At 66.1% G+C, this 25,284-nt stretch carries 20 protein-coding genes; 10 read left to right on the top strand and 10 right to left on the bottom strand.

What is annotated here, in order from left to right; genetic code table 11:
• Positions 1–2,514: a GcvT family protein gene (locus tag J9314_RS02345; RefSeq protein WP_210604308.1), complete on the bottom strand. Its 2,514-nt coding sequence runs from the start codon at positions 2,512–2,514 to the stop codon at positions 1–3.
• 242 nt (positions 2,515–2,756) lie between these two features.
• Here J9314_RS02345 and J9314_RS02350 point away from each other — a divergent pair, with 242 nt between their 5' ends.
• The gene (locus tag J9314_RS02350; protein WP_181273873.1) at positions 2,757–3,506 is read left to right on the top strand and encodes an IclR family transcriptional regulator; all 750 of its coding nucleotides are present in this window, start codon (positions 2,757–2,759) and stop codon (positions 3,504–3,506) included.
• Between the two features lie 137 nt (positions 3,507–3,643).
• Here the strand turns inward: J9314_RS02350 and J9314_RS02355 are convergent, their stop codons facing one another.
• Positions 3,644–4,504 (bottom strand): methylenetetrahydrofolate reductase, encoded by an 861-nt coding sequence (locus J9314_RS02355; protein ID WP_210604309.1) that lies wholly within the window; start codon positions 4,502–4,504, stop codon positions 3,644–3,646.
• 161 nt (positions 4,505–4,665) lie between these two features.
• On the opposite strand from J9314_RS02355, the gene J9314_RS02360 reads away from it, so the two are divergent.
• On the top strand, positions 4,666–5,949 hold the full coding sequence (locus J9314_RS02360; RefSeq protein WP_246490568.1) for a glycine cleavage T C-terminal barrel domain-containing protein: 1,284 nt from the start codon (positions 4,666–4,668) through the stop codon (positions 5,947–5,949).
• 146 nt (positions 5,950–6,095) lie between these two features.
• On the opposite strand, the gene J9314_RS02365 is transcribed toward J9314_RS02360, so the two are convergent.
• The 3 genes from J9314_RS02365 to J9314_RS02375 form a co-directional block, all read right to left on the bottom strand.
• On the bottom strand, positions 6,096–7,556 hold the full coding sequence (locus J9314_RS02365) for an APC family permease (RefSeq protein ID WP_210604310.1): 1,461 nt from the start codon (positions 7,554–7,556) through the stop codon (positions 6,096–6,098).
• A gap of 294 nt (positions 7,557–7,850) precedes the next feature.
• Positions 7,851–8,147, bottom strand: coding sequence for an antibiotic biosynthesis monooxygenase family protein (locus J9314_RS02370; RefSeq protein WP_210604311.1), 297 nt, complete (start codon positions 8,145–8,147; stop codon positions 7,851–7,853).
• Between the two features lie 224 nt (positions 8,148–8,371).
• Positions 8,372–9,805 carry a site-specific DNA-methyltransferase gene (locus J9314_RS02375; protein WP_210604312.1) on the bottom strand — a complete coding sequence of 478 codons (1,434 nt, stop codon included), beginning with the start codon at positions 9,803–9,805 and terminating at the stop codon, positions 8,372–8,374.
• 37 nt (positions 9,806–9,842) lie between these two features.
• Here J9314_RS02375 and J9314_RS02380 point away from each other — a divergent pair, with 37 nt between their 5' ends.
• Entirely contained in the window at positions 9,843–11,555 is a 1,713-nt protein-coding gene (locus J9314_RS02380; protein WP_246490569.1) for an FAD-dependent oxidoreductase, read from the top strand.
• 62 nt (positions 11,556–11,617) lie between these two features.
• Here J9314_RS02380 and J9314_RS02385 read toward each other — a convergent pair whose 3' ends face one another.
• Positions 11,618–13,069: an XRE family transcriptional regulator gene (locus J9314_RS02385; RefSeq protein WP_210604313.1), complete on the bottom strand. Its 1,452-nt coding sequence runs from the start codon at positions 13,067–13,069 to the stop codon at positions 11,618–11,620.
• A 181-nt stretch (positions 13,070–13,250) separates the two neighbouring features.
• Here J9314_RS02385 and aceA point away from each other — a divergent pair, with 181 nt between their 5' ends.
• The gene (gene aceA, locus J9314_RS02390; RefSeq protein ID WP_210604314.1) at positions 13,251–14,561 is read left to right on the top strand and encodes an isocitrate lyase; all 1,311 of its coding nucleotides are present in this window, start codon (positions 13,251–13,253) and stop codon (positions 14,559–14,561) included.
• Positions 14,562–14,811: 250 nt separating this feature from the next.
• Positions 14,812–16,422, top strand: a complete 1,611-nt coding sequence (gene aceB, locus J9314_RS02395; protein ID WP_210604315.1) for a malate synthase A — start codon at positions 14,812–14,814, stop codon at positions 16,420–16,422.
• An 86-nt stretch (positions 16,423–16,508) separates the two neighbouring features.
• On the opposite strand, the gene J9314_RS19095 is transcribed toward aceB, so the two are convergent.
• Complete coding sequence (locus J9314_RS19095; protein WP_343207039.1) at positions 16,509–16,844, bottom strand: mycothiol transferase; 336 nt, start codon at positions 16,842–16,844, stop codon at positions 16,509–16,511.
• On the opposite strand from J9314_RS19095, the gene J9314_RS19100 reads away from it, so the two are divergent.
• Complete coding sequence (locus J9314_RS19100) at positions 16,828–17,130, top strand: WCX domain-containing protein (protein WP_246490570.1); 303 nt, start codon at positions 16,828–16,830, stop codon at positions 17,128–17,130. The two genes, J9314_RS19095 and J9314_RS19100, sit on opposite strands and share 17 nt — an antisense overlap.
• 24 nt (positions 17,131–17,154) lie before the next feature.
• On the opposite strand, the gene J9314_RS02405 is transcribed toward J9314_RS19100, so the two are convergent.
• Entirely contained in the window at positions 17,155–17,763 is a 609-nt protein-coding gene (locus J9314_RS02405) for a cysteine hydrolase family protein (protein ID WP_210604317.1), read from the bottom strand.
• A 69-nt stretch (positions 17,764–17,832) separates the two neighbouring features.
• Here J9314_RS02405 and J9314_RS02410 point away from each other — a divergent pair, with 69 nt between their 5' ends.
• Positions 17,833–18,822: a GlxA family transcriptional regulator gene (locus J9314_RS02410; protein ID WP_210604318.1), complete on the top strand. Its 990-nt coding sequence runs from the start codon at positions 17,833–17,835 to the stop codon at positions 18,820–18,822.
• A 158-nt stretch (positions 18,823–18,980) separates the two neighbouring features.
• Positions 18,981–19,370 carry a universal stress protein gene (locus J9314_RS02415; RefSeq protein WP_181276106.1) on the top strand — a complete coding sequence of 130 codons (390 nt, stop codon included), beginning with the start codon at positions 18,981–18,983 and terminating at the stop codon, positions 19,368–19,370.
• A 99-nt stretch (positions 19,371–19,469) separates the two neighbouring features.
• Here J9314_RS02415 and J9314_RS02420 read toward each other — a convergent pair whose 3' ends face one another.
• Entirely contained in the window at positions 19,470–22,529 is a 3,060-nt protein-coding gene (locus J9314_RS02420; protein WP_246490571.1) for an FAD-binding and (Fe-S)-binding domain-containing protein, read from the bottom strand.
• 373 nt (positions 22,530–22,902) lie between these two features.
• Here J9314_RS02420 and J9314_RS02425 point away from each other — a divergent pair, with 373 nt between their 5' ends.
• Together J9314_RS02425 and J9314_RS02430 are read left to right on the top strand one after the other, a co-directional pair.
• Positions 22,903–23,055 carry a hypothetical protein gene (locus J9314_RS02425; RefSeq protein WP_210604319.1) on the top strand — a complete coding sequence of 51 codons (153 nt, stop codon included), beginning with the start codon at positions 22,903–22,905 and terminating at the stop codon, positions 23,053–23,055.
• Between the two features lie 494 nt (positions 23,056–23,549).
• Positions 23,550–24,608 carry an inositol monophosphatase family protein gene (locus J9314_RS02430; protein WP_210604320.1) on the top strand — a complete coding sequence of 353 codons (1,059 nt, stop codon included), beginning with the start codon at positions 23,550–23,552 and terminating at the stop codon, positions 24,606–24,608.
• A gap of 121 nt (positions 24,609–24,729) precedes the next feature.
• Here J9314_RS02430 and J9314_RS02435 read toward each other — a convergent pair whose 3' ends face one another.
• Positions 24,730–25,227, bottom strand: a complete 498-nt coding sequence (locus tag J9314_RS02435; protein ID WP_210604321.1) for a hypothetical protein — start codon at positions 25,225–25,227, stop codon at positions 24,730–24,732.
• Positions 25,228–25,284 lie beyond the last annotated feature (57 nt).

A 25,284-nucleotide genomic window follows, 5' to 3' on the forward strand; every position in this document is an offset into this window, starting at 1 on the left:
CTACCTCCTGATGCACTCGTTGTCGGGATCGAACAGCGGCGTGGAATCGATCGACGCCACGGTGACGGGAAAGAACTCCTCCATGTACACGACCTGCAGACGGTTGCCCAGCACCGCCTCGGCGGGTGGGAGGAAGGCCATGAGGACGTGCTTGCCGAGGCTCGGAGCCGACCCCGCCGAGGTGACGTACGCGTTGCGTCCGTGCCCGTCGGTCAGCGGCTGACCGTCGGCAGAGACGATGGGTTCCCCGCCGAGCATGTACCGCTTGGCCCCACTCGCCGAGGTGTGGTCATCGACGGTCAGCGAGCACAGGACCGTGGCCGGATCCTCGTCCCGGTGGCGCAGGTGCGCGTCCCGGCCGATGAAGTCCTGCGCCTTGACCTTCGGCCGGCTCAACCCGACCTCGACCACGGTGCGTTCGGAGTCGAGTTCGGCGCCGAACGCACGGTAGCCCTTCTCGATCCGGCCGGTGGTGCCGTAGACGCCGAGGCCGACGGGGATGAGGCCGTGGTCCCGGCCGGCCTCGTAGAGGACGTCCCAGAGTCTCAGCCCGGATTCCATCGGCACGTAGAGCTCCCAGCCGAGGTCGCCGACATAGGAGATGCGGGAGGCCAGTACTGGCAGCGACCCGATTTCGATCGTGCGGGCGGTGCCGAACCGGAATCCTTCGTGGGAGACATCGGCACTGGTGAGACCGCCGAGGATGTCGCGGGCTTTCGGTCCCCACAGCCCGATCGTCGTCCATGAACTCGTGAGATCGGCGATCTGTGCACCCGAAGCAGGCAGCCGGTCGTGAAACCATTTGACGTCGGCCATGCCGTGGGCGGCGCCGGTGACGATACGGAACCGGTCGTGGGCCAGGCGCATGATCGTGAGGTCCGAGCGGAACCCGCCGTTCTCATCGAGGATCGGGGTGTAGACGACCCGGCCGATCGTCACATCCATCTGCGCCAGCGCGATGCGCTGGACCGCGTCGAGCGCGGCTGGTCCGGCGACGTCGAAGATGACGAAGCTCGAGAGATCGACGAGGCCGGCGCGCTGACGCATCGCGAGGTGTTCGGCGTTGATGATCGGTGACCACCAGCGTCCATCCCATTCGTTCGGCCGCGGCATCACACGGTCGCCGAACTCCTCGAGCAGGCCCGCGTTCGACTCAAACCACTGCGGTCGCTCCCAGCCGCCGGTTTCGAAGAAGACCGCGCCGAGCTCCTTCTCCCGCGCATGCATCGGAGAGAGACGGACGTTACGATCGGAAGCCCACTGCTCGCCGGGGTGGACGATGCCGTAGGTCTTGTTGAACGCCTCCGAGGTTCGGGCCCGCACGTGTTCCCGGGTGCGCTGGTGGGGGTGGAAGCGGGCGATGTCGGCGCCCTGGACATCGATCTCGGGCAGTCCGTTCGTCATCCACTCGGCCACCGCCCGACCGACCCCCGGGCCTTCCTTCACCCACACGGCCGCCGCCGACCACAGGCCTGCCACCTGCGGTGATTCGCCGAGGATGGGGGCTCCGTCGGGAGTCAGGGACAGCAGGCCGTTGATCGCATAGCGGATCTCGACATCGGGGTTCGACAGCACCTCGGGCATGAGTTCGACGGCCTGTTCGAGCTGCGGGTCGAAGTCCTCATCGGTGAAGGGCATCTCCGTGGGGGAGAGCTTGGCCGCCTCGATGGACGGGATCTCATCGGGGTCGTGGAGGATCGGGCGGTGCGCGTAGGAGCCGATCTCCATGTCCGAACCGTGCTGGCGTTCATAGCAGAAGGTGTCCATGTCGCGCACGATCGGAAACGAGATCTCGCCGGGGCGTTCGGCCAGCTGCGGGACCGGGCCGACGCTGATCATCTGGTGCACCGCCGGGGTCAGCGGGATCGCGGCACCGGCCATGGCGGCGATCCGCGGTGACCACACCCCGCAGGCGACGAGGACGCGGTCGGTGACGATCTCACCCCTGCTCGTGTGCACCCGTGTGACCCGGCCATTGTCCACGTCGATGCCGGTCACCTCGGTGTTCGGGGACACGGTCAGCGCACCGGCCGCCTCGGCGGATTCGCGCATCATCGTGCCCGCCCGCACGGAATCGACGACGCCGACGGTCGGCGTCCAGAAGCCGCCGACGATCACGGACGGATCGAGGAACGGCACCTTCTCGGCCACCTCGGCGGGGGTGACGAGGGAGGACTCGATGCCCCAGGCCCTGGCCGAGGCCATGCGGCGTCGCAGCTCCTCCATCCGCTCCTCGGTGCGGGCGACCTCGAAGCCGCCGGACTCGGTGAAGACGCCGAGCTCCTTGTATTGGGCCATCGAATCGAGGGTGAGGTCGGCGATCTCACGGGAATGATCGACGGGGAAGATGAAGTTCGATGCGTGCCCGGTCGAGCCGCCCGGATTCGGCAGCGGACCCTTGTCGACCTGGACGATGTCGGTCCAGCCGAGCTCGGCGAGATGATGGACGAGACTGTTGCCGACGATGCCGGCGCCGATCACGACGACGCTGGCTTGGGCGGGGACGGAAGCCATGGGGCGGCCCCTCTCCGGAGGCACCTTCGCCTCCAACGGCAGGTGCCGCGCGGCGGGCGGCAGACTGCACGAGATGGAACTCGGTAGGTTGATCGTCCTCCCCGTCGCCGAGGCATGTCAAGGGTTCCCCTCGGCTGCTCAGGTGACGATGGCCGGGCCCGGGAGACGGCCGTGCGGTAGGGTGATTCCGGTCGGTCTGCCGAAGGGCGCCGACCCACCTTTCCCCGACGGAGCTGAGCACGATGAGCAATGGGACCCAGTCGATCGACCGGGCGGCAGAGATACTGTCGCTGGTGGTCAACTCTGACGACCCGATCTCGTACACCGAGGTCGTCGACGCGACCGAGCTGGCCCGATCGACGGTCTCACGGCTGCTCTCGGCGCTCGAGCGCAACGGCCTCGTCGAACGCGACGGCGATGGTCTCTATCGCGGGGGTTCGCTGTTCGCGACCTATGCCTCGCGCTTCGACCGGGTCGAGAACCTCGTCTCCGCGGCCGACCCGACTCTGCAGCGCCTGAGCGAGGAGACCGGAGAGACCGTCAATCTGGCGATGCCCGGACCGAAGGGCGTCGTCCAGGTCGCTCAGGTCGATTCGACGTTCGTCCTCGGGGCCACGAACTGGGCCGATGTCGACGTGCCGCCGCACTGCTCGGCACTCGGGAAGGTCATGTACGCCTTCGACGTCATCCCCCTGCCGACGGGTCGGCTCGAACGCCGGACCGATCGGACGCTGGGGTCGCGTAAGGAGCTCACGGACAACCTCGCCGAGGTGCGCGAACGCGGGTTCGCCATCGTCCACGAGGAATTCGAGATCGGCCTCGACGCCCTGGCCGCCCCCGTCTTCGGCGCCGATGGCGCCGTGGTCGCGGCCGTCGGCATCTCGGGTCCGACGATGCGCATCGCCGAGCATCACGACAAGCTCGGTGCGCTGCTGACCGACGAAGCGGGTCTGCTCTCACGCACCCTGCGACGCAAGGTCGCGCACCGGTGAGCGTTGAACGTCGGGCAATGCCGTTGCTCACCCGAAAATAGGTCGCAATCGGATAATTTCTGCGCGGCGGAAATGTCCGTTTGCGACCTAATCTTGGGGCGTCGTCTGAGGGCGCCCCGCTCTTCGGTGAGAACAGGTCACTGCAGGCTGGAGAACTCCTCCGCCCCGCCGAGGGCAGCGAGCTGCTTGCGCCGCCACACCTCGGTGTCCTTGATCTGATTGAACGTGTAGATGTGCAGCCCGGCCACGCCCATGCCCGGGTCGTCGAGGATCGGGGCGAGCTTGTCGAGGAACTTCCGCGGGTTGTATCCGCCGGGCTTGGCCATCCGGGTGAACGTCGCGGTGTTCTTCCGCAGGAACCGCGTGGACTCGCCCACGCCGATCTTCGTCGCCACCTTGGCGAGCTTCACGAGCTCGACCTTGCCAGCGATGCCGAGGATGAGCGGCAGCTCGATCCCCCGCGATCGGACCCGGGCCACCCACGAGGCGACGACGCTCGGGTCGAAGCAGAGATTCGAGACGAGGTGCGTGGCGTAGTCGCGTTTGTCCCACATCGCCTGGACCGTCACGTCGTCGGGAATGATCGGATGCGATTCCGGATAGGCGCTGACGCCGAGGTGCTGGAACGGTGCGGCCATGGAGGAGAGATCGACGAGGAGGTCATGCGCTCCCACGTAGCCACCGGCCGGGGGAGTGGCGTCACCGGCGGGGACGAAGATCCGGTCGATGGCCGCCTCGGCGAGTCGATCGACGATCTCCGTCAGTTCGGTGCGGCCGTGGATCATCCGTGCGGCGAGGTGGGGCACGGCGCGGAAGCCGAGGGCCTGCAGCTGCTCGGCGGTGGACAGCGTCGCTTCGAGGCTCAGCCCCGTCGACGCGGTGATCGTGATCTCGCGGCCGGGAGCGACGTACTCCTCGACGCGTTCGACGATGCCTGCCGTCGGCAGGATCTCGTAGCGGGCGGTGGTCAGAAGCGTGCGCAGTGTTGCCTGTGACATCCTCGTCTCCCTCGTGGCGTCGCATGAAACTCGCGGGAGCGAATCCCTTGCGTCCCGGTGTGTTCGATCCTACACTCATTGTACCCATAATATGGGAATCGAGTTCCATAATATAGAACTGTGTGAGCAGGGGGAACACCATGGACAACAACGTCCCGTCAGTGGATCAAAGCGACAGAGAAGTCCCGATCAACCTTCGTCAATCCGGCCCCACTCCGGTCGAGATGCTCATCGACACCCGTGTCCGCAAGTCTCCCTATTGGGAGCTGTCCATGCAGCAGGGGTGCTGGCGGGCGTCGATCTACAACCGCATGTATCACCCGCGCGGCTACATTCCCCGCGACGAGGGCGGGATGATGGCCGAGTACCAGTCCCTCGTCAATGACGTCACCTTGTGGAACGTCGCCGTCGAACGTCAGATCCAGGTCAAAGGCCCCGACGCCGAGGCGTTCGTCAACTTCGTCATCACCCGTGATGCGACGAAGATCCCGGTGATGCGCGCCCGCTACGTCATCCTGTGCAACGAAGCCGGCGGCATCCTCAACGACCCGATTCTGCTGCGAGTGGCGATCGACGAATTCTGGTTCAGCCTCTCCGACACCGACCTCATGCTCTGGCTGCAGGGCATCAACGCCGGGCACCGGTTCGATGTCACGATCGGCGAGATCGACGTCGCGCCCGTCCAGGTCCAAGGCCCGAAGTCCGTCGACGTCATCGCCGATCTCGTCGGAGAGGAAGGACGCACGCTGCCGAGCTACGGTCTCATGGAGGCCCAGGTCGGCGGCCATGACGTCATCATCTCCCAGACCGGGTTCACCGGTGAGAAGGGGTACGAGATCTACCTCAAGGATGCGACGAAGTACGCCGAGGACATGTGGAACGCCGTCCTCGAGGCGGGCGCGCCCTACAATCTCAGGGTCGTCGCTCCCAGCCACCACCGCAGGATCGCCGCGGGCATCCTCTCGTGGGGGCAGGATATGGACTTCGAGACCCTGCCGTTCCAGGTCAACCTGTCCTACCAGGTGCCGAGGAAGAAGGAAGCCGACTACATCGGCAAGGCCAAGCTCGAGGAGGTGCGGGCCCAGATCGAGGCCGGAACGCCGCCGTACCGGACCCAGCTGGTGGGGCTGCTCGTCGGGGGCAAGCCGATCACGGACTATGCACCGGACTTCTGGCTGGTCTCCGCCTCCGCTGATGGGGAGGCCGTCGGGTATGTGACATCACCGTGGTACTCGCCGGAGCTCGAGGCGAACATCGCGATGGCGCACGTGCCGGTCGAGTCCTCGGCGTTAGGCACCGAGTACTGGGTGCATCTGCCCGAGCCGTTCGCCGATACTCCGGGAGTCCCAGTTCGCGCCGAGGTGGTCGAGATGCCGTTCCGCCCGAGCGTCAACCCCAACCAGCGTGAGCGCCTGAAGATGAAGGGCCTCGACGCCGCAGTCTGAGAAGCGTTCTGCCACCAAGGACCGGGTGCTTCCCGCGCCAAGGACAGGTCGCTTTTCACTCCCAGGACCGAGCGCGGTCGCCGTTGCGCAAAGCCGGCGGCCGCGTTCGCATGTCGGGCTGCCGGCATCCGGCACCGTCACACCCCTCACTTCCTGCGCAGCGACTTCACCTTTGCGAGCAGTTCGTTCTCCGCATTCGGGCCGGCCTTGATGCCGGTCGGCAGCCGGAACATGAAGACGATGCCGACGAGCAGCCACGCCGCGAAGCCGACCCACGACTGCCAGGCCAGCTGTGCTGAGACCGGGGTGATCGGGATGTAGAGGATGAAGAGGATGAGCGTGAGCACGGATGCGATCACTCCGATGACCACGCCGCCTCCGCGCGGGCCGCCGATGCGCAGGGGCCGTTCCATGTTCGGCTCACGTTTGCGCAGCACGAGGAATCCGACGCTGACGAGGAAGTAGGCGATGACGATCGCGGGCGATCCGGCATCGACCATCCAGCCGAGCGCTGCGGTGCCGAGGAACGGGGCGATCGCCGAGAGGGTGCCGATGAAGATGATCGCATTCGACGGAGTGCGGTACTTCGGGTGCAGCTTGCCGAACCACTTCGGGATCATGCCGGCAGCGGCCATGGCCCACATCAGGCGGGAGGATCCCATGAGGAACGCGTTCCATGAGGTGATGATGCCGGCGAGACCACCGGCGATGACGATCTTGCCCCAGATCGTCGACCCGAACATGACCGACAGGGCGTCGGCGGTGACGAGGTCGTGGGTGCCCAGCTGATCGGCGGGCATTGCCATCGAGGTGGTGCCGATGATGATGACGTAGAACGCGATGGCCATGATCACGGAGATGACGACGAGCTTGCCGATCTTCGCGGGCGGAAGTTTGACCTCCTCGGCGGATTGGGGGATGACGTCGAAGCCGACGAAGAGGAACGGCACCACGGCCATGACGCCGATGAATCCGGCTCCGCCGCCGGTGAACAGCGGTTCGGTGTTCTCGAAGTCGCCGCCGACGAATCCGCCGGTCAGCAGCATGAGGCCGACGATGATGAGGAACCACACGACGAAGGTCTGGACGAGCGAGGCGACCTTGACGCCGCGGATGTTGACCCAGGCGATGATGATCGCGGTGATGGTCCCGACCAGCGCCCAGGTGAGGTAGACGTCGAATCCGGCGACGTTCCACAGCTTGATCTGCTCGAGGTTCGGGAACAGGTAGAGCGCAGTCTTCGGCACCGAGACCGCCTCGAACATGACGACGCTGATGTAGCCGCCGGTGATCGCCCACGACCCGAACAGGGACACGCGCGGACCCATCGCGCGGATGAGGTAGTTGTGCTCACCGCCGGCGTGGGGCATGGCCGCCACCATCTCCGAATACACGGTGCCGACGAAGCACATGATGATGCCGCCGACGACGAAGGCGAGGATCGCACCGAGCGTTCCGGCCCCGTTGAGCCATTCCCCGGTGAGCACGACCCAGCCGAAGCCGATCATCGCGCCGAAGCCGATGAACAGGGCATCGACCGTGCCGAGCGCGCGGACGAAGCCGTGGCCGCGGTCGTGAATGACTGTCTGTGCGTCGGGCTGACTCATGGTTACCTCGTCACTTTGATGTGGGTGGCCGAGGACTCGATCCGCTGCGAGATCGGGTCGACTCTGGAACTCTGAAAGCAGAGTAACAGCAATCTGAGCGTTATCGGAGCGCTCCGTGGACAACGGACAGCAGCGTCGCGGTCGACGAGGTGACCTGAGTGTACGCAGACGACTCATGAATGCGGAGAGGACGCCGACTCAATGGTCGACGTCCTCCGCTTGATTTTCATTCGCCGAGGTGGTGCGGCGGTTCGTGTGAGACGATGCGCAAGGCTGCCCGGCAGTTGGCTCGCCTCATTCGCCGAGGTCGACGACCTCGAATTCGAGGAGCTCCGCGGCGCTCGAGACGGGCTCCTTGCCGGTGGACTCGTGCGAGGACTTGCGGCCCTGCTTCCAGTTCTCGAAGTCTTCCTTCGTGGCCCACTGGGTGTAGACGAAGTACTTGTCGCCGCCCGCCACGGGGCGCAGCAGCTGGAAGCCTTCGAAGCCCGGAGCACCGTCGACGGAGTGCTTGCGATCGGCGAAGCGCTTCTCGAGTTCGGCGCGAGCCGGTTCGGGAACGGTGAGGGTATTGATGGCGACGACTGACATGGGAACTCCTTCTCCTCAGAGGCGTTGGTTGTCGGTGAGCGGCTGGCTCACCTCGACCCTACGACTCGGAGCCGAGTGCTGTCTGAAGAGTCCGACTGTTCGCCTCTGGTGTCTCAGAATCAGCCTTCTGGGAGGTGAGTGTTTGGTCGATCCGCCGTGTTCTCGAGCTTCAGAACGCCGCGGATCGACCAAAGATCTCAGCGGCGGATGGAGGCGGCGAGGCACTATGGGCCGTCGACCACGCTGACCACGTCGAGCTGCGTGACCTGCAGTCCCGGTGCATGGACTTCGGCGGCGCGGCGGATGCGTTCGGCAGTGAGCTCGCTGATCGTCGGGAACGCAGCATCGCCGTCCGCGAGCGAGTCGCCGTCCGGGCGCGTGTTGCCGGTCGGGCGCGTGCTGCCGGTCGTGCCGTCGCCCTGCTCCAGGCCATCGCCGCTCCCGGCGACTCGTGAGTCACCCACGGTGCCACCCACGCCCATCACGGCCTGCGCGTTCTTCGACCGCAGCGGCTCCGGGGTCTGGACGAGCACGAACGACCGCGAACCCTGGTCGCGCCGGTTCGCCTCCATCACCGCCTGCGCTGTGGTCCCGGAACCGGCGAAGAAGTCGAGCACGATCGCCTCGGGGTCGAAGAAGGTCTGCGAGTCCACGAGAGCCTTGACCAGCTCCACCGGCTTCGGATAGCTGAACATCCCGCCGAGTCCCAAGGGGTCCAGATCGTTCTGCCCGCCGAGCGCCTTGATGATCGAGTACATCTTCGAACTCGCCTTCTCCGCCGGGGTCACCCGCACCACCGCATGCTTGCCCGCATCACCCCAGGGCCGCAGAATGTACTCACCCGTCGCCAGCTTCGCGTCCACCTCGGCGAGTTTCTTCGCCCCTTTCACCGACAGGATGTCCTCGTACATCAGCCGCCGCTCGGACCCGCGGGCGTACCGACCGAATCCGGCGCGCAGCACATCGGTCTCCACGAGCATCCGACGCCCGTCAATGACCTCGAGCTTCGCCGGTGATTTCTTCTCCGTGAGGAACGGCCCGACCAGACTCGCGTTCCGCCCCCACACGTGGATGTAATCGTGCCCGCGGACGAACGAACGCGCGTTGCCTCCGCCCTTCGCTCGCTGGTGGATGAGCGTGCCCAGCGAATTGTCCTCGCCGAAGATCTCGTGCCCGAGCAGCTGCGCCCACGCGCTCTCCCGGTCATCGAGATGGAGGAAGAGGACCCCGTCCTCGCGCATGAGCTCGCGGGCCAGCAGCAGCCTCGGCGCCATGAAGGACAGCCAACTGTCGTGATCATGCCCGTGATCCTTGTATGTGTGCGCATTGCCCGTGTTGTACGGCGGATCGATGTAGACGACCTTGACGCGCCCGCGATGCGTGGCCAGCAGCGCCGTGAGCGCGGGCAGATTATCCCCGACGACGAGCAGATTGTCGCGCGGATCGGGAACAGCGATCGATCCGTCGTCGCTCCGCAGGTGCGGACCGTGGACACCCTCGCCGAGGTGGGGGCCGGGCTCCGCATCGCCACCGCCGAGGTGGGGGCCGGGCTTCCCGTCGGACTCGCCGAGGTGGGACCCGGGAATCGCTGAGTCGATGAGGCGACGGCCGAGAGCGAAGGCGGCGGCCTTGCCCGGCCACTCCAAGACGGTCGTCATCCTTCTCCTTCATCCCGAACGGTGCCAAGATTGCTGTATGAGTATTTCACGAGTGGCCGTCGTCGGTGCCGGGCTCCTCGGTCTCGCCGCCGCCCGCGAGATCACCGAGCGACTCCCCGACGCCGAGGTCACCGTCTTCGACAAGGCCGATGCCGTCGCCGCACATCAGAGCGGTCACACCTCGGGCATCGTCGACTCCGGGCTCGAACAGATCCCCGACTCCGAGGCGGCGAAGCTCGCCCGCCGAGGCGTTGAGAAACTCGTGCCTTATATGGCCGAGAACGGAGTGCCCTACCGCGAATGCGGACAGCTGCTCATCGCTCAGAACACCGATGAGGCCGAGCGGCTGGAAGAGCTCTTCACCCGAGCCGAGGACAATGAGGTCCCCGGTGCCCGGCTGCTCGAACGCCACGAGATCGCGGCGGTCGAACCCGCGGCCCGAGGCGTGCTCGGCCTGTTCGCACCCCATGCCGCGGTCGCCGATTTCGCCGCACTCACCGAGGCGCTCGCCGTCGACGTGCGTGCTGCCGGCGGCACGATCCGACTGAGCACCGAGGTGACCGACTTCGATGTCATGAGCAACGAGGTCCGCCTGCGCGGACGAGCGGTCGAGCCGGGAGCTCAGAACGAACGCGGGGCTGCTGCTGATGCCGGCGGTGCGGCTGACCCGCGGACGGCCGACTCTGGAGATGCCGATGAAGGCGGTCGCGCTGGTGCCCCGAGCGATTCCCGTACCTCGAGCGATTCGGACACCTCGGGTGAGTCCGACATCGACGATCAGGTCTACGACCGTCCCCGCACCTACCGCGGCGGCGAGGGTCGGGAACCGGTCATCGGCATCGGCGATGAGCTGCGCGATCGCTTCGGCGGGCAGGACTGGTTCAAACAGGCCGAATCGACCATCGGGGACTGGGCCGACCGGCTCTCGAGCTCATGGTCGCGCGGCTCGGGCACACATGGTTCGGGTCGTGGCTCGGATACGCAGGGCTCAGGCCGCGCTCGTGACGGGGAGGCGAACGGACACTCAGACGCATCCGCCGAGGAGGTGCTGGGTGCCTTCGATATCGTCATCGTCTGTGCAGGACTGCAGGCCGACCGCCTCGCAGCCGCGGCCGGACTCGACGAGCAGCCTCGCATTGTGCCGTTCACCTGCGACTACTACCAAGCGCCGCCATCCGGCTCCACGAATCCATCCAACACCGAGCAGTCACCTGGTACGGGGCAGGCTCCTGGTTCCGCTGAGGTCCGCGGGATCATCGGGTCCGTCCCCGACCCGGCTGCACCCTTCGCAGAGACCTCGATCATCCGCGGCCTCGGAGACTCCCTCATCCTCGGTCCCAATACCTTCGTCGCCCTCGGCCGCGAGTCCTACGCGCGGCGCGGTTTCGACCTCGGCGATATCGGCTCGACCGCGCGGTTCAAGGGATTCTGGAGGTTCGCCGCCCAGACCGCGAAGACAGCGGCCAAGGGAGTGAAGACCGTGGTGAGCAAGTCGGCATTCGTCGACGAGGTGCGCAAGCTCGTCCCCGGCCTCGATGCCGAAGCCGTGAGCCCCGGACCCCGCGGGGTCCGAGCGCAGGCGATGAACGACGACGGTGAGCTCGTCGACGATCTCACCGTGACTCGGCGCGGAAGGCTGACCGTGGTCAGGGCCGTGCCGAAGTGGGGAGCCACCTCGGCGCTGGCCATCGCTGAAGCCATCGTCGATCGGGCATTGGACGGCGGTCCCACCGGTGCGCGCGGTCGCTGAGCGCCGCACCGTCCCGGCCTCGGCGACTGCGGCGGATTGCCCAGCGGCATCCACCGCCTCTCTCATTCGGAGTGGCGTTCGAGGAACTCGTAGACCTCGGTGTCGTCGACGCCGGGCACGGCACCCGGCGGGACCGCGGCCAGCAGGGAGGCGTGCATGCGCGCCGACGGCAGCGACTTCTCCTCCCACTTCTCGGCGAGATCCCCCGGTGCCTGCCGGCAGCACGACGGATCGGGGCATTCGGACCGTGAGCGGATGGTCGATTCGCGGCCCTCGAACCAGCGGACGTGGGCGAAGGGGACGCCGACGCTGATCGCATAGTCACCGCCGGGCAGGACGCGGGCGGTGCACCAGAACGACCCCTGCGGCGTGTCGGTGTACTGGTAGTAGGGGCTGAAACGGTCGGCGACGCGGAACACCGTGCGGGAAGTGAAGCGCTTGCACGCGAACTGGCCCTCGATCGCACCGAGCGGATCGGTCGGGAAGGGCAGGCCGTCGTTCGAATACGCCTTGTGGATCGTCCCCGAGTTGTGCACCTTCATGAAGTGCACGGGCAGACCCAGGTGCTCCGTGGCGAGGTTCGTGAACCGGTGCGCGGCCATCTCGTAGCCGACGCCGAACATGTCGCGCAGGTGCTCGACGGAGAGCACCCGCTTCTTCTTCTCCTCCTCGAGCATCGGCACTGCCGCCGACTCGGGCAGCAGGATCGCGGCAGCCAGATAGTTCGCCTCGACGCGCTGCTGGAGGAACTCATGGAAGTCCTTCGGCGAATCGTAGCCGAGCACATGCGGGGCCAGACTCATGAGCAGATGGGAGCGCGGATCGAACGCGGCATCGGTGTTCGGCAGGTAGAGGCGCTTGTTCTCCGTGTCCGAGATCGACCGGGTCGATTCCGGCAGGTCCGAGACGTAATGGAGGCTGAACCCGAGCTTCTCCGCGATGAGCGCGGTCTGCCGCTGTGAGACCGTGCCCGACTCGTAGCCGACGAGGTCGAGCAGCTCGGTGGCGGTGGCCTCGAGATCGGCGAAGTAATTGTTCTTCTCCTTCATCCGATCCCGCAGCTCACGGTTGGCGCGCCGGGCCTCCTCGGGGGTCGCGGCACGGCGTTCGAGGACCTCACCGAGCTGCCGCTGCAGACCCACGATCGCTTCGAGGGCATCGGCAGGAAGGGACTTGATCCGCACCTGCGGCAGTCCCAGCGAGGAGTACATGGGCGAGGCCTGATTGCGTTCGGCCTCGAGTTCGAGGGCCTGACGTTCGTCGATCGGGGCGGGGTCGATGAGGTCGGCGACATCGGTCTTCAGGGCCTTCGCGATCGCGGCCAACAGCGTGACAGAAGTTTCTCGCTTGCCGTTCTCGATCGTCGAGATCTGCGAGGCCGCACGCCCCACTTCCTGCCCCAGCTCGCTGAGAGTCAGACCCCGCTGTTTGCGAAAAAATCGGATTCTTCTGCCGATGCTCAATGGATCGGTCTGCTGCTCTTCCGGTTCGACTTCCGCTTCTACGCTGGTCAAGGCGGCTCCAATCGTTTCTGTGCCTCACTTCACACGTTCGGAAATCAGTATGACAGAACACCGAAATTTCTGATACCGGAAATATCGAGATTATTCACCCGAGAAATCTCTGTCGAACCCCTTGCGGCCCCTCCAGACTGGATACATCAACAACCCCGAACGAACGAGAAAGTGAAGGACAATGACTGAGAACACCACGCAGAGCAACTTGCACGATGCTGAAGCCATCCGCCGCGACTGGGCGACCAACGCCCGCTGGTCGGGAATCGCTCGCGACTACGAGCCCGAGGATGTCGTCAAACTGCGCGGTTCGCTGATCGAGGAGCACACCCTGGCTCGCCACGGAGCCGAGCGCCTGTGGAACCAGATCACGTCCGGTGACATCCACTCCGGTGACTACGTCAACGCGCTCGGCGCGCTGACCGGCAACCAGGCCGTCGAACAGGTCAAGGCCGGCCTCAACGCCATCTACCTCTCCGGCTGGCAGGTCGCCGCCGACGCGAACGCCGCCGGACAGACCTACCCCGATCAGTCAATCTACCCGGCCAACTCGGTTCCGCAGGTCGTGCGTCGGATCAACAACGCGCTGATGCGCGCCGACCAGATCGAGACCTCGGAAGGCAACAAGCAGGTCGACGACTGGTTCGCTCCGATCGTCGCCGACGCGGAAGCAGGCTTCGGCGGTTCGATCAACGTCTACGAACTCATGCGCTCGATGATCAACGCCGGCGCTGCCGGTGTCCACTTCGAGGATCAGCTCGGTTCCGAGAAGAAGTGCGGCCACCTCGGCGGCAAGGTCCTCGTTCCGACCTCGCAGCACATCCGCACGCTCAACGCGGCTCGCCTCGCGGCCGACGTCGAGAACGTGCCCAGCCTCGTCATCGCCCGCACCGACGCCGAGGCGGCCACGCTGATGACCTCGGACATCGATGAGCGCGATCAGCAGTTCGTCACCGGTGAGCGCACCTCGGAGGGCTTCTACAAGATCACGAACGGACTCGAAGCCGGCATCGCCCGCGGTCTGTCCTACGCTCCGTACGCGGATCTGCTGTGGATGGAGACCTCGACGCCCGACCTCGAAGCCGCGAAGAAGTTCGCCGAGGCGATCCACGCCGAGTACCCGGACCAGATGCTGTCCTACAACTGCTCGCCGTCGTTCAACTGGAAGAAGCACCTCGACGACGACACGATCGCGAAGTTCCAGCGCGAGCTCGGCGCCATGGGCTACAAGTTCCAGTTCATCACCCTGGCCGGCTTCCACGCCCTGAACTACTCGATGTTCGATCTCGCCCACGGCTACGCCCGCGAGCAGATGAAGGCCTACGTCGACCTGCAGGAACGCGAGTTCGCTGCCGAGGACCGCGGCTACACCGCGACCCGCCACCAGCGCGAGGTCGGCACCGGCTACTTCGACCTGGTCTCGACGGCACTCAACCCTGAGTCCTCGACCACCGCACTGGCCGGATCGACCGAAACCGCTCAGTTCAGCTGAGTTGGGCCGGGCTCCACGGAGCCCCGCCCACCCGGGCTCACGGGCCCGGGTGAGGCACCGGCCATCGGCCGCCACGAACCCGGCGCGGGTCGGCAATGTTTTCACGGGGTTTGCATTGTCGGTCCGCGCCGTCACACCACAGATCGAACAACCCCGCCAGGCGTCACAAGCCTCCACCAGCAGCACCACCAACCAGCACCACCGCCACCGCACCATCCAGGCAGCCACTACGACGGGTGAGGAGAAGCCCATGTCTTACATCAAGATCAACGCGCCGCTCGAAACCGGCTTCGGCACCGTCCTCTCGGAGCCCGCTCTGACCTTCATCGCAACCCTGCATGACGAGTTCGCCGGCACCATCAGCGACCTGCTGCGCGCACGCGCCAACCGGGCCGAGGAGATGAACGGCGGAACCCTGCCGCGCTTCAAGCCCGAGACGGCCCGCATCCGCGCCGACCGGTCCTGGACCGTCGCCGGCTCGCAGGACGCTCCCGGCCTCGAGGACCGTCGCGTCGAACTCACCGGTCCGGTCACCGAACCCGAAGTCGTGGCAGCGCTGAACTCGCAGGCCAAGGTGTGGCTGGCCGACCTCGAAGACGCCACGAGCCCGAACTGGGCCAACATCATCGGCGGTCAGGTCAACCTCTTCCGTGCCATCCGCGGTCGGCTGCCAGGCATCAACAACGACAACCAGCCGACGATCGGACTGCGTCCGCGCGGTCTGCACCTGCCGGAGAAGCACCTGCTCTACGTCGACGACAACGGCGAGGAGTTCGCGACCTGGGGTGCCCTCGTCGACTTCGGCCTCTACTTCTTCCACAACGCTCGCCACCTCATCAGCAACGGCTCCGGCCCGTACTTCTACCTGCCGAAGCTCGAGTCCTCGCAGGAGGCTCGGCTGTGGAACAAGATCTTCGTCAAGGCCCAGAACATGCTCGACATCGAGCAGGGAACCATCCGCGCCACCGCTCACATCGAGACGATCACGGCTGTGTTCCAGATGGAGGAGATCCTCTACGAGCTGCGCGACCACTGCGCCGGACTCGAGGCCGCCGGCTGGGACTACCTGTTCTCCGTGGTGAAGAACCTGCGCAATGCCACCGACTACGTGCTGCCCGACCGGCAGCGCTTGACGATGGACCTGCCGCTGATGAAGGCCTTCACCGACCGCCTCGTCGCCACCTGCCACCGCCGCGGTGCGCATGCGATCGGCACGATGTCGAACCTCATGGCCGATCACCCGGACAAGGAGTTCGTCGCCGCCGAGTTCGAGCGCATGCGTGAGGACAAGGCTCGTGAGGCCTGGCAGGGCTTCGATGGCACCTGGGTCGCCGACCCGGCTCTCGTTCCGGCCGCCCTGGACGTGTTCGACGCTGCTCTCGGCTCGAAGCCGCACCAGCTGGAGAACAAGCGTCCCGACGTGCAGGTGACCAGCGCGAACATCCTCGACATCACCGGCCTCGAGCCGATCGTGACCGAAGAGGGTGTGCGGGTGAACATCCGCGTGGCCATCGGATACATGAACGAATGGCTCGGCGGCAACGGTCACGTGGCGCTGGAGAACCAGCTCGAGGACGTGTCGACCGCAGAGATCTGCCGCTCACAGATCTGGCAGTGGATCCACCATGAGGTGACCCTCGACAACGGCCAGCAGGTGACCCGTCACCTGGTCGAACGCTACCTCGGAGAGGAGCTGGCTGCGATGGATCGCCGCCCCGACGATCACTTCGACGAGGCTGTGGAGATCTTCCGCTCCACCGCTCTCGACGAGCCCTTCGCCGAGTTCCTCACGATGCCTGCCTACAACGACCACCTGGTCGACCGGGTGTCGAAGACCGACGCGGAACTCTACGTCGCCTGACCCCTATTACTACCCGACGGCGGCCCAGCAACCTTGCGCCAGGTTGCTGGGCCGCCGTCACGTAGTTCTGGGAGGGCGGGAGGGGGTCAGGACCAGTCGTCCATGCCCTCGGGCGGCCACGGCTCGCCGTCGGCCTCGGCGTTGAGCTGATAGGCGATCGCTCCGTCGATGGACTCGCGGATGATGTCGGCGTGACCGACATGCCGGGCCACCTCGGTGTTGAGATGCAGGAGAATCCAGCGCACGGACATGACGAAGTCCTGCGGCATCCACGGATTCGGCGGAGTCGCGCTCACGGCCCCGAGATCGACACCCGTGTCGATGACGGTCTGCCGGACCTCATCGATACCTGAGATGACGCGTTCGAAGATCTCCCCCAGAGACCATCCCGACGCCGAGGCTGCCGTGAGTTCCGCTGTCACCTCGGCCGCGTACCGCCACACGGTGATCCTGCGGACCGATGCGGGTGTGGATGAGGCGAGACGATGGTTCCCGAGCAGGGCTGCGACGGTCGCCGAGGCTGCCGACGGTGTCCGTGTCACCTTCGGTGTCGACGACCTGAGATGGGCGGCGGTGATGGTCGTGATGACTCCCGAACCTTTCGACGTCCTCGAACCGGGTGGACTGTTGGCCGAACTCACGGCGCTGGCAGACCGGGCGCGGTCCATCGGTCAGACAGGGAAGTCGCCGCTGGGAGCAGGCGAGTGAACCGCGCCGGTCGCGCGCGGAGCTTCAGGCGAAACGTGACTGCCGCGAGAGCAGTGACTCGGTCGTCGTCACCTCGGCGAAACCGCCGCCGGAGAGATTGACCGCAGTGGCCTCGATGAGCTGCTCCGCGCTCAGCGAGGGCGAGTTCGGTGTGGTGCCAGTCGCGCTGAGCGGGAAGGTCGTCGTCGCGTCGAGGGCGACCGTCACCGTGAACCCGAGGTTCCCGCCCATCCGGGCCGTGGTCTCGACGCACATGTTCGTCTGAATTCCGGCCAGGACGATCGCATCGATGCCGCGTTCGCGCAGCCACTCGGCCAGATCCGGAGTGCCGAGGAACGATGAGTTGACGGTCTTCGTCACCAGCAGATCGGGAACGGCAGCGGCAACCTCGGGGAAGAAGTCGTTGCCGGATTGGCCGACCCGCAAGGGCGAGTGGGGGTGGATGCTGTCGTGGCGGACGAGCACGATCGGCAGCCCCCGCCCGGTGAAGTCGGCGATGAGCGCGGCCACGTTCGCCCGGCACCCTTCGAGGTCGTGGGGGGCTCCCCAGCTGGGATCGAGGAATCCCTGTTCCATGTCGATGACGATGAGCGCCCGGGGCAGGTCGGCGGTCGGTGAAATGTTCGTAGTCATGGTGGTATTCAAGTCGCATCTCACCGAGAAGTCAGCGGCATGAATGACAGCATTCGATAGGATTGTGCCATGGAATCTGCCGTAGATACTGCTGCGGGCCCGGATCAGGGTGCGGGCCCGCAGGGCCTGCGCGTCGACATCCTCGTGTTCGAGCAGGCGCGGATGTACGACCTCGCGACTGCGCTCGAGGTGTTCTCCGATCGCAGCGATCGAGGACTGCCGCGCCATGATGTGCGCCTGGTCGGATCGCAGCCACGGGTGTCCTGCGACTCGGGAGCAACAATCGAACTCACCGGATTTGCCGATATCCCGGATCTCCTCATCGTTCCCGGGTCGGACCAACGATTGGGTCGCCTCGATGAGGAAGAGCTCGCATGGATTCGGCGAGCCCACGAAGGCGGAGCGATCGTTGCGGGACTGTGCACGGGCGCGTTTGCCCTTGCGGAGGCGGGTCTGCTCGATGGTCGACGAGCCACGACGCACTGGAGATTCGCCTCGGCGCTGGGTGAACGGTTCCCCGCGGTCGACGTTGCCGCTGATGAGATCTTCGTCGGCGGTGACGGGGTCTGGACCTCGGCTGGGGTCAGTGCCGGGGCGGACCTGCTGATCCACCTCGTCGAATCGACCCTCGGGGCGACGGTCGCGGGCATCGTCGCGCGGTCGATGGTGATTCCGCTGCGCCGGTCCGGCAACCAAGCACAGTTCATCGACCATGAGGTTGAGACCAGCGCGGCCGAGGACTTCCGCCTGCTCGAAGACCGCGTGAGGTCGAAGCCCTATGAGGACTGGTCGGTGGCGCGGTTCGCCACGGAGCTCGGGCTCTCGAAGCGCACCTGCTACCGGACGTTCGCGTCGCTGCTGGGCACCAGCCCGCACGAGTGGCTGATCGGTCTGCGGCTCGACGTGGCCAGACTGCTGCTCGAGTCCACCTCGGCGCCGATCGAGATCGTCGCGGCTGATTCCGGCATGGGAACACAGGACAATCTGCGCAAGCACTTCGCCTCTCGGTTCGGGCTCAGTCCACGAGACTATCGCGCCCGCTTCGCCCCGGCAGTCTGACTCCGCACCCGACCACTTCCACACCTCCGTACTACCCGACGGCGGCGCAGCAACCTCGCGCCACATTGCTGCGCCGCCGTCGGGTAGTAAGGAGGGGAGGTGAAGGGATGGTGAGACCCGAATGAATGAATCCTGGATGAGTCCATATACTGGGGGCCATGACGATTCTCATTGGCTACCTGCCCGCTCCCGAGGGTGAGGCCGCTCTGCGTGCGGGATTCGCGGAGGCCAAACTGCGGTCGAGCGCTGCCGTCGTGATCAACTCACAACGACGAGGTGCCAGCGGAACCCCGACCGAGATCGGTCCCGATGAGATCAAACGGATCGTCGACCTCGGCAAGGAGTCCGATGTCGACGTCGAGGTGCTCCAGCCCGACCACGAGGACGATCTGCCCGGCACCCTCAACGACCTCGCCGTCGAATACGAGGCCCAACTCATCGTCATCGGACTGCGCAAACGCTCGGCGATCGGCAAGTTCATCCTCGGCTCGCAGGCCCAGCGCATCCTCCTCGAGGCCGAAGTCCCGGTGCTGACCGCGAAAGCCTGACCGCCTCACAGTCGGGGGTCGATCGCCTCGCCGAGGAGACCTGGGAACTCTGCGTCGAACGGACTGAAAACCTTCGCCGAGGCGGCTCTGCCGGTGATATCAACGGCGCGGTTCCAGCCCCCACCCCCACGCGAGGAGCTCGGCCAGTGACACACCATCGGCGTCGCTGAGATCCGTGATCTGCGTCCGGCACGAATAGCCGTCGGCGAGCACGACCGACGTCTGTGACTCGGATTCGGGCGCGGGCCCGACGCGGCCGCCGGACTGTACCGAATCCCTGTCGTTCCCCGTCGCTGCGCGACCAGAGTGGGCAGGGGAGGATCCGGCCCGGTCGCCGGCTCGCATACCCCGCTCCCGCAGCGCGGGCAGCAGTGCCACCTCGGCGACGGCGACCGAGGTCTCATAGTGGCCCTCCTCGACGCCGAAGTTCCCGGCCAGGCCGCAGCACCCGCCGAGGAACCGACTGCTCGCCCCGGCCCTGGCCAGCAGCTCCTTGTCCGCCGCGGTGCCGAAGATCGCCGACTGATGGCAGTGCGGCTGAACGAGCGCCTCGACACCGGAGAGATCCGGCAGTTCCGCGCCGATGCTCAGCAGATACTGGGCCAAGGTCTGCACGCGAGCCGCCACCCGGTTCGACGCCTCGTCGGCGACGAGCTTGCGCGAATCGTCCTTGAGCGTGGCCAGGCACGAGGGCTCGACGCCGATGATCGGCACATCCCCGGTGGCATCGAGGGCATCGATCGTCTGCGACAGATTCGCACGAGCGGCATCGAGCTGACCGGTCGAAATGAGTGGCAGACCGCAGCACACCGTCTGGTCGATCACCCGCACGGTCACCCCCGCCCGCTCGAGCACGGCCACGGCCGCCGCGAGGATGCGCGGGGCGAAGTGGTTCGACCATGAATCGGCGAACAGCACCACCTCGGCGGTCTTCGACGTTCCCGCGCCCGACTGCGCACCTGCCTCGGCGCCGGTGCGAGAATCCGCAGGCACTGCACCCGCACGCGCACCCTGCCACCACTTCCGGAACGTCGTCGACGCGAACTGCGGGATCGACCGGCGGACGTCGATGCCGGAGATCCGCTTCGCCACGGTCGACAGCACCGGCAGCCCCGACACCCGGTTGAGTACCGGCGCCACCGGTGTGACCAGGCGTGCGAGCTGCGGGAGGAACCCGAGCGAGTAGTGCTTCATCGGCCGCAGTCTGCCTTTGTAGGACTGGTGGAGGACCTCGGCCTTGTACGTGGACATGTCGGTGCCGGTCGGGCACTCGGTCCCGCAGGCCTTGCACGACAGGCACAGATCGAGAGCCTCGGCGACCTCGGGCGAATCCCACCGCGGTTCGAGCAGATCCCCCGACACCATCTCCTGCAGGACCCGGGCACGCCCCCTGGTCGAATGCCGTTCATCGCGTGTGGCCTGATAGGACGGGCACATCGTCCCGCCGCCGCCCGCCGAATCCGCGCGGCATTTGCCGACACCGGTGCACCGATGCACCGCCGAGGCGAAGCCCGCCGATTCGCCCTCATACGCCATCGCCAGCCCACCGGGCAGCTCCTGCCGCAGCGGCAGCTCGGTCAGCCGAATCGACTCGTTGAGCGCGTCCGGATCGACGATGACCCCGGGATTGAGCAGATGCTGTGGGTCGAAGAGCGCCTTGACCTGCGAGAACAGATCGAGCGCAGCAGGGGTGTACATGAGACGCAGCAGCTCCGAGCGCGCCCGACCGTCGCCGTGCTCACCGGAGACCGACCCTCCGTAGCGGGCCACGAGTTTCGTGGCCGCGACCATGAAATCACGCATGATCTGGGGCCCGTCCGGGTCCTCGAGCGGGAAGTCGACCCGCATGTGCAGGCACCCGTCCCCGAAATGCCCGTATGGAATCCCCCACAGCCCATGTTCGTCGAGCAGCGCCATGAGGTCGTGCAGATAATCGCCGAGGTGGTCGACCGGAACCGCCGAATCCTCCCACCCCGCATGAGCGTCCCGCCCGTCCGGGGTGCGCGAGACCAGACCCGCGCCGTCGGCGCGGATCGCCCACACCTCGGCGGCGGCCGCAGCGTCGAGGACCGCGGAGTCCAGGGACTGCGATTCGGCGATGAGGCGCTGGGTCTGTCGGTCGAGCTCGTCCTCGTCCTCACCTGTGAGTTCGACGACTAGCCAGCCGGATCCCTCGGGCAGCGTGGGGACCGCCTCGGCGCCCTTGGTTTCGATGACCCGGGCGAGCATCCGCGAATCGAGGCCCTCGCACGCGGCGACGGGGAAGTCCTTCAGCAGCGGAGCATCATGAGCTGCGGCGACCATGTCCTCGTAGCCGAGCACGACCGCCGAGGTGTGGCTCGGATCCTTGACCAGGCGCATCTTCGCGGCGAGGACGATGCCCCAGGTGCCCTCGGTGCCGGCGAAGGCGCGGCGGACGTCGAAGCCGTTCTCCGGCAGGAGGGACTCGAGTCCGTAGCCCGAGACCTGGCGGGAGAAGGTGCCGAAGTTCGTGCGGATGGTGCCGAGGCTCGCAGCCACGAGTTCATGCAGTCGCGGGAAGATCCCGGACGCATCCGAGTCGTCGAGGGTGACCACGCTGCCGTCGATGAGCATGACCGTGAGCGCGAGGATGTTGTCCCCGGTGCGCCCATAGCCTAGGGCCCGGGGTCCGCAGGCATTGTTGCCGATCATCCCGCCGATCGTGCACCGTGTATGCGTCGACGGGTCGGGGCCGAACCGCAGGCCGTGCGGCTTGGCCTGTTTCTGCAGGTGGGCGTGCACGCAGCCGGCCTGGACCCACGCCGACTGCTCGTCCGGGTCGAGGTCGAGCACGGCATTCATATGCCGTGAGAAGTCGAGGATGATCCCGCGTCCGATCGCATTGCCGGCGATCGAGGTGCCGGCTCCGCGGCTGGTGATCGGGACCCCGCGGCGGCGCGCGATCGCCAGAGCGGACCGCACATCGTCCTCGTTGTGAGGGAAGACGATGGCGGCGGGGACGAGCCGGAAGAGGGAGGCGTCGGAGGTATAGGCGGCTCGGTCCGTCGCCTCGATGCTGAAGTCGTCGATACCCGCAGCACGGAACTCGGCGTCGAGGGCGGCAGGCAGCGTCGTCGTGGACTCGTCTTCGTCGACGGTCGCCCGATTCGCTCCGGTGGGATGGGCCATAGTCGTCATGCTTCGCATTGTGCCACTAGGGTTGTCGGAACATCGACTCATTTCACCCCCGGGGTGTGTGGCAGCTCACGATTCGAAATGTGGGCGCGTCGTGCCGATCAGGCCACCTCGGCGTTACCGTTTCGTTATATTACGTGCTCAGAACGGTGCCGTTATCTGGCGTTGATTCCAATATCCGGGAATTCTTGGTGTATTGACATATTCGTGGTATCTAATGGGACTACACGAATTCGTGGCAACGGGCCACAGTGGGAATGCAGGGGAAGAAACCATGTCGCGCAGAGCTCGAGAATTGACAGTTGATCAGACGGCGTTAGTCGGCGTCGTGCGAAAGGTTGCTCGGCAACGTTCAAAAATCAACACCGACTATGTGATGGCTATTCTGCGCGCCCGTGAAGAGGGCGCGACCTTCGGTGCGATCGCCGAGGCGGCCGGCACCTCATCGCAGGCCGTGCAGGAGATCGTACGTCGGCATGCGCCGGTCAAGCGCAGCGAGCCGAAGGCGGGTGTCGCCGGAGGCGCCTGAACCTTGACATGACGGGGCCGAGGAGGCTCCGGTCGGACCGCTGAGCGCGCACCTTTCCCGCGCCTGCACCAGGGCGGTGACCCCTTTCGGATATGGGTCACCGCCCTTGTGTGTTCCGTGAACATTTCACGACCGTTTCTTGCTCACTTCGTGTCAGGGTCGCCCTGCCCCCGGGAAACAAGGAATCTTATTGTGTCGAAATCGGTTCGGCGAGGAAGGCGATCTGCCGAATCGACCATGCGATTCCCCGCACGAAAACCGTTGCCCATTGTCCCGGGCTCGACCGAGAGAAAGTTCGGCTCTGGCGCTCGGCGGAAGAATCCGCAGACGCGTTCCGCCCGCGGCGAGAATGTCGAATCCTCGGACGTCTGCACCGCGTTCGAGCGGCTTAGATACAAGAAGTACATACTCGGCGCTGTATTGCAATCTTGTTACAGGGTGCGGGAGAGTGGACTCTGCGCGGCTGCGTCGCGTTCTGTGTCTAGAGTGGCGGTATGCCGATCGAATCCGAAACCCTGCCTGCCGAGGTCGCCGACCTTGCCCTCATTCGCATCGCCTGCGACCTCTCTCTCATGGCGTGGGAGCAGATGCGGGCCTTCCGGCCGCTGCTCGGCGCGAGCCTCGACGCGCGGGTCGTCGACACGAAGACCTCACCCAATGATCTCGTCACTCAGGCCGATGCACAGATCGAAGCACTCGTCCGCGGCTATCTGTCCCAAGTGAGGCCGAACGACCTCATGGTCGGAGAAGAGGGTTCGCCTGCGCTCGACCCGGTCGAGTTCTACTCCGCCGAAATCCTCGGACGTCTCCATGCCTTTGACGCTTCGACAGGAGGGCTGGTCGACCTCAGCGACAGCGGACCGTCGCTTGAGTGGCACGTCGATCCCATCGACGGGACCGTCAACTTTGTCCGCGGCATCGAACATCACGCCTTCTCCGTCGGCGTCTGCGAGGGCTCGGCGTCCGATGGTGGACTCGGCCTCGGCCGGTGGCTCATCGGGCTCGTCGCCTCACCCGGACTCGACGCCACCTGGCTGGCAGCCGATGGTCTCGGCTCCTATCGGGTCGATGGCCGCCTGGCCGACCAATTCACGGCGGTGTCTGATTCCACGGCGGTCTCCGATGCGCTTCCCTCAGTGGGTGCGGAAGACGGTCAGGCCCCTCCCTCGGTGGGTGCGGAAGACGGTCAGGCCCCGGCGGGCATCCCCGCGCGGCGGCTGCACGGCACCCCGGCCGGACTCTCCGGCCGACTGCTCGCCACCGGCTTCGCCTACACCGGAGACAACAGAGGTCCGCAGCTGGCCAAGCTTGAGAACCTCATGGACGGCTATGACGATCTGCGGCGCTGCGGTTCGGCCGCAATCGACCTGTGCATGGTCGCCGAGGGGCGCATCAACTCCTATGCCGAACGCGGCTTGGGCATCTATGACTATGCCGGCGGCGCTGTCATCGTCGAGGAGGCCGGGCTCCTCGTCAGCCGCGGAGGGTCCGGCGGACCGACCGCCGCTGCCGATTCCCAGGAAGAGGTCGACAGGCTCGTCGCCGCGATCTGAACCGAGTCGCCGTCGCGATCATCTCAACCGACCTATATGTGGACCACAGAGTCGTCCCGCCGCCGGATCCGATTCTGCGCGACTGGCGCAACTCGGGGCTCTCGCGCTCGGTCGTCGACCGTCAGTCTCCCTGGGCCGCGCCACCCACACCTGGACGGACGCTCACCCAGCGGCGGACGCCGAGGATGAGCGCGGTGACCAGCCCGACGATGAGTAGGCCGTCGGCGGCGATGTAGAACACGTGCAGGGCAGAGCCGCCGTTGTCGATGCCGGCGAGCACGGCATCGGTGCGCTGGTTGAGCAGCGGGCGGATGACGACGACCTTGATGATGAGCACACCGATGAGCCCGCAGGCCAGCGTTCGGAAGGCGCGGTCGACCCCGGACTTGAGTATCGCCCACAGCAGGACCACTGCGATGACCAGCTCCACCCAGTTCATCGCCGCGAACACCAACCGGCCGATTCCCAAGCCGAGGGGGATCGTGATGCCTGGAGCGGTGAACTTCAGCGGAGCCTCGATGAGTGAGATGCCGATGATGAGCCCGAGCCAGATCGCGGGCAGCAGAATGCGGGCACCGGCGGCGAGCCTGGTGTCCTGAGAACTGAAGACGTTGGCCATGCCTCGGATTCTACTCCGAGTAGAAAGAGGCTCATCGAGCCCCTGCGAAACTCCGTT

The sequence above is a fragment of the Brevibacterium oceani genome, assembly GCF_017948325.1.
GTDB classification, from domain to species: Bacteria; Actinomycetota; Actinomycetes; order Actinomycetales; family Brevibacteriaceae; genus Brevibacterium; species Brevibacterium oceani.

Excerpts from the sequence above, each read along its gene's own strand:
- J9314_RS02420 (WP_246490571.1), bottom strand. The coding sequence starts at position 22,529 with ATGACGACTATGGCCCATCCCACCGGAGCGAATCGGGCGACCGTCGAC.
- aceA (WP_210604314.1), top strand. The coding sequence starts at position 13,251 with ATGACTGAGAACACCACGCAGAGCAACTTGCACGATGCTGAAGCCATC.
- J9314_RS02410 (WP_210604318.1), top strand. The coding sequence starts at position 17,833 with ATGGAATCTGCCGTAGATACTGCTGCGGGCCCGGATCAGGGTGCGGGC.
- J9314_RS02430 (WP_210604320.1), top strand. The coding sequence starts at position 23,550 with ATGCCGATCGAATCCGAAACCCTGCCTGCCGAGGTCGCCGACCTTGCC.
- J9314_RS02350 (WP_181273873.1), top strand. The coding sequence starts at position 2,757 with ATGAGCAATGGGACCCAGTCGATCGACCGGGCGGCAGAGATACTGTCG.
- J9314_RS02365 (WP_210604310.1), bottom strand. The coding sequence starts at position 7,556 with ATGAGTCAGCCCGACGCACAGACAGTCATTCACGACCGCGGCCACGGC.
- J9314_RS02425 (WP_210604319.1), top strand. The coding sequence starts at position 22,903 with ATGGCTATTCTGCGCGCCCGTGAAGAGGGCGCGACCTTCGGTGCGATC.
- J9314_RS02355 (WP_210604309.1), bottom strand. The coding sequence starts at position 4,504 with ATGTCACAGGCAACACTGCGCACGCTTCTGACCACCGCCCGCTACGAG.
- J9314_RS02370 (WP_210604311.1), bottom strand. The coding sequence starts at position 8,147 with ATGTCAGTCGTCGCCATCAATACCCTCACCGTTCCCGAACCGGCTCGC.
- J9314_RS02405 (WP_210604317.1), bottom strand. The coding sequence starts at position 17,763 with ATGACTACGAACATTTCACCGACCGCCGACCTGCCCCGGGCGCTCATC.
- J9314_RS02415 (WP_181276106.1), top strand. The coding sequence starts at position 18,981 with ATGACGATTCTCATTGGCTACCTGCCCGCTCCCGAGGGTGAGGCCGCT.
- J9314_RS02435 (WP_210604321.1), bottom strand. The coding sequence starts at position 25,227 with ATGGCCAACGTCTTCAGTTCTCAGGACACCAGGCTCGCCGCCGGTGCC.
- J9314_RS02380 (WP_246490569.1), top strand. The coding sequence starts at position 9,843 with ATGAGTATTTCACGAGTGGCCGTCGTCGGTGCCGGGCTCCTCGGTCTC.
- J9314_RS02375 (WP_210604312.1), bottom strand. The coding sequence starts at position 9,805 with ATGACGACCGTCTTGGAGTGGCCGGGCAAGGCCGCCGCCTTCGCTCTC.
- J9314_RS02345 (WP_210604308.1), bottom strand. The coding sequence starts at position 2,514 with ATGGCTTCCGTCCCCGCCCAAGCCAGCGTCGTCGTGATCGGCGCCGGC.
- aceB (WP_210604315.1), top strand. The coding sequence starts at position 14,812 with ATGTCTTACATCAAGATCAACGCGCCGCTCGAAACCGGCTTCGGCACC.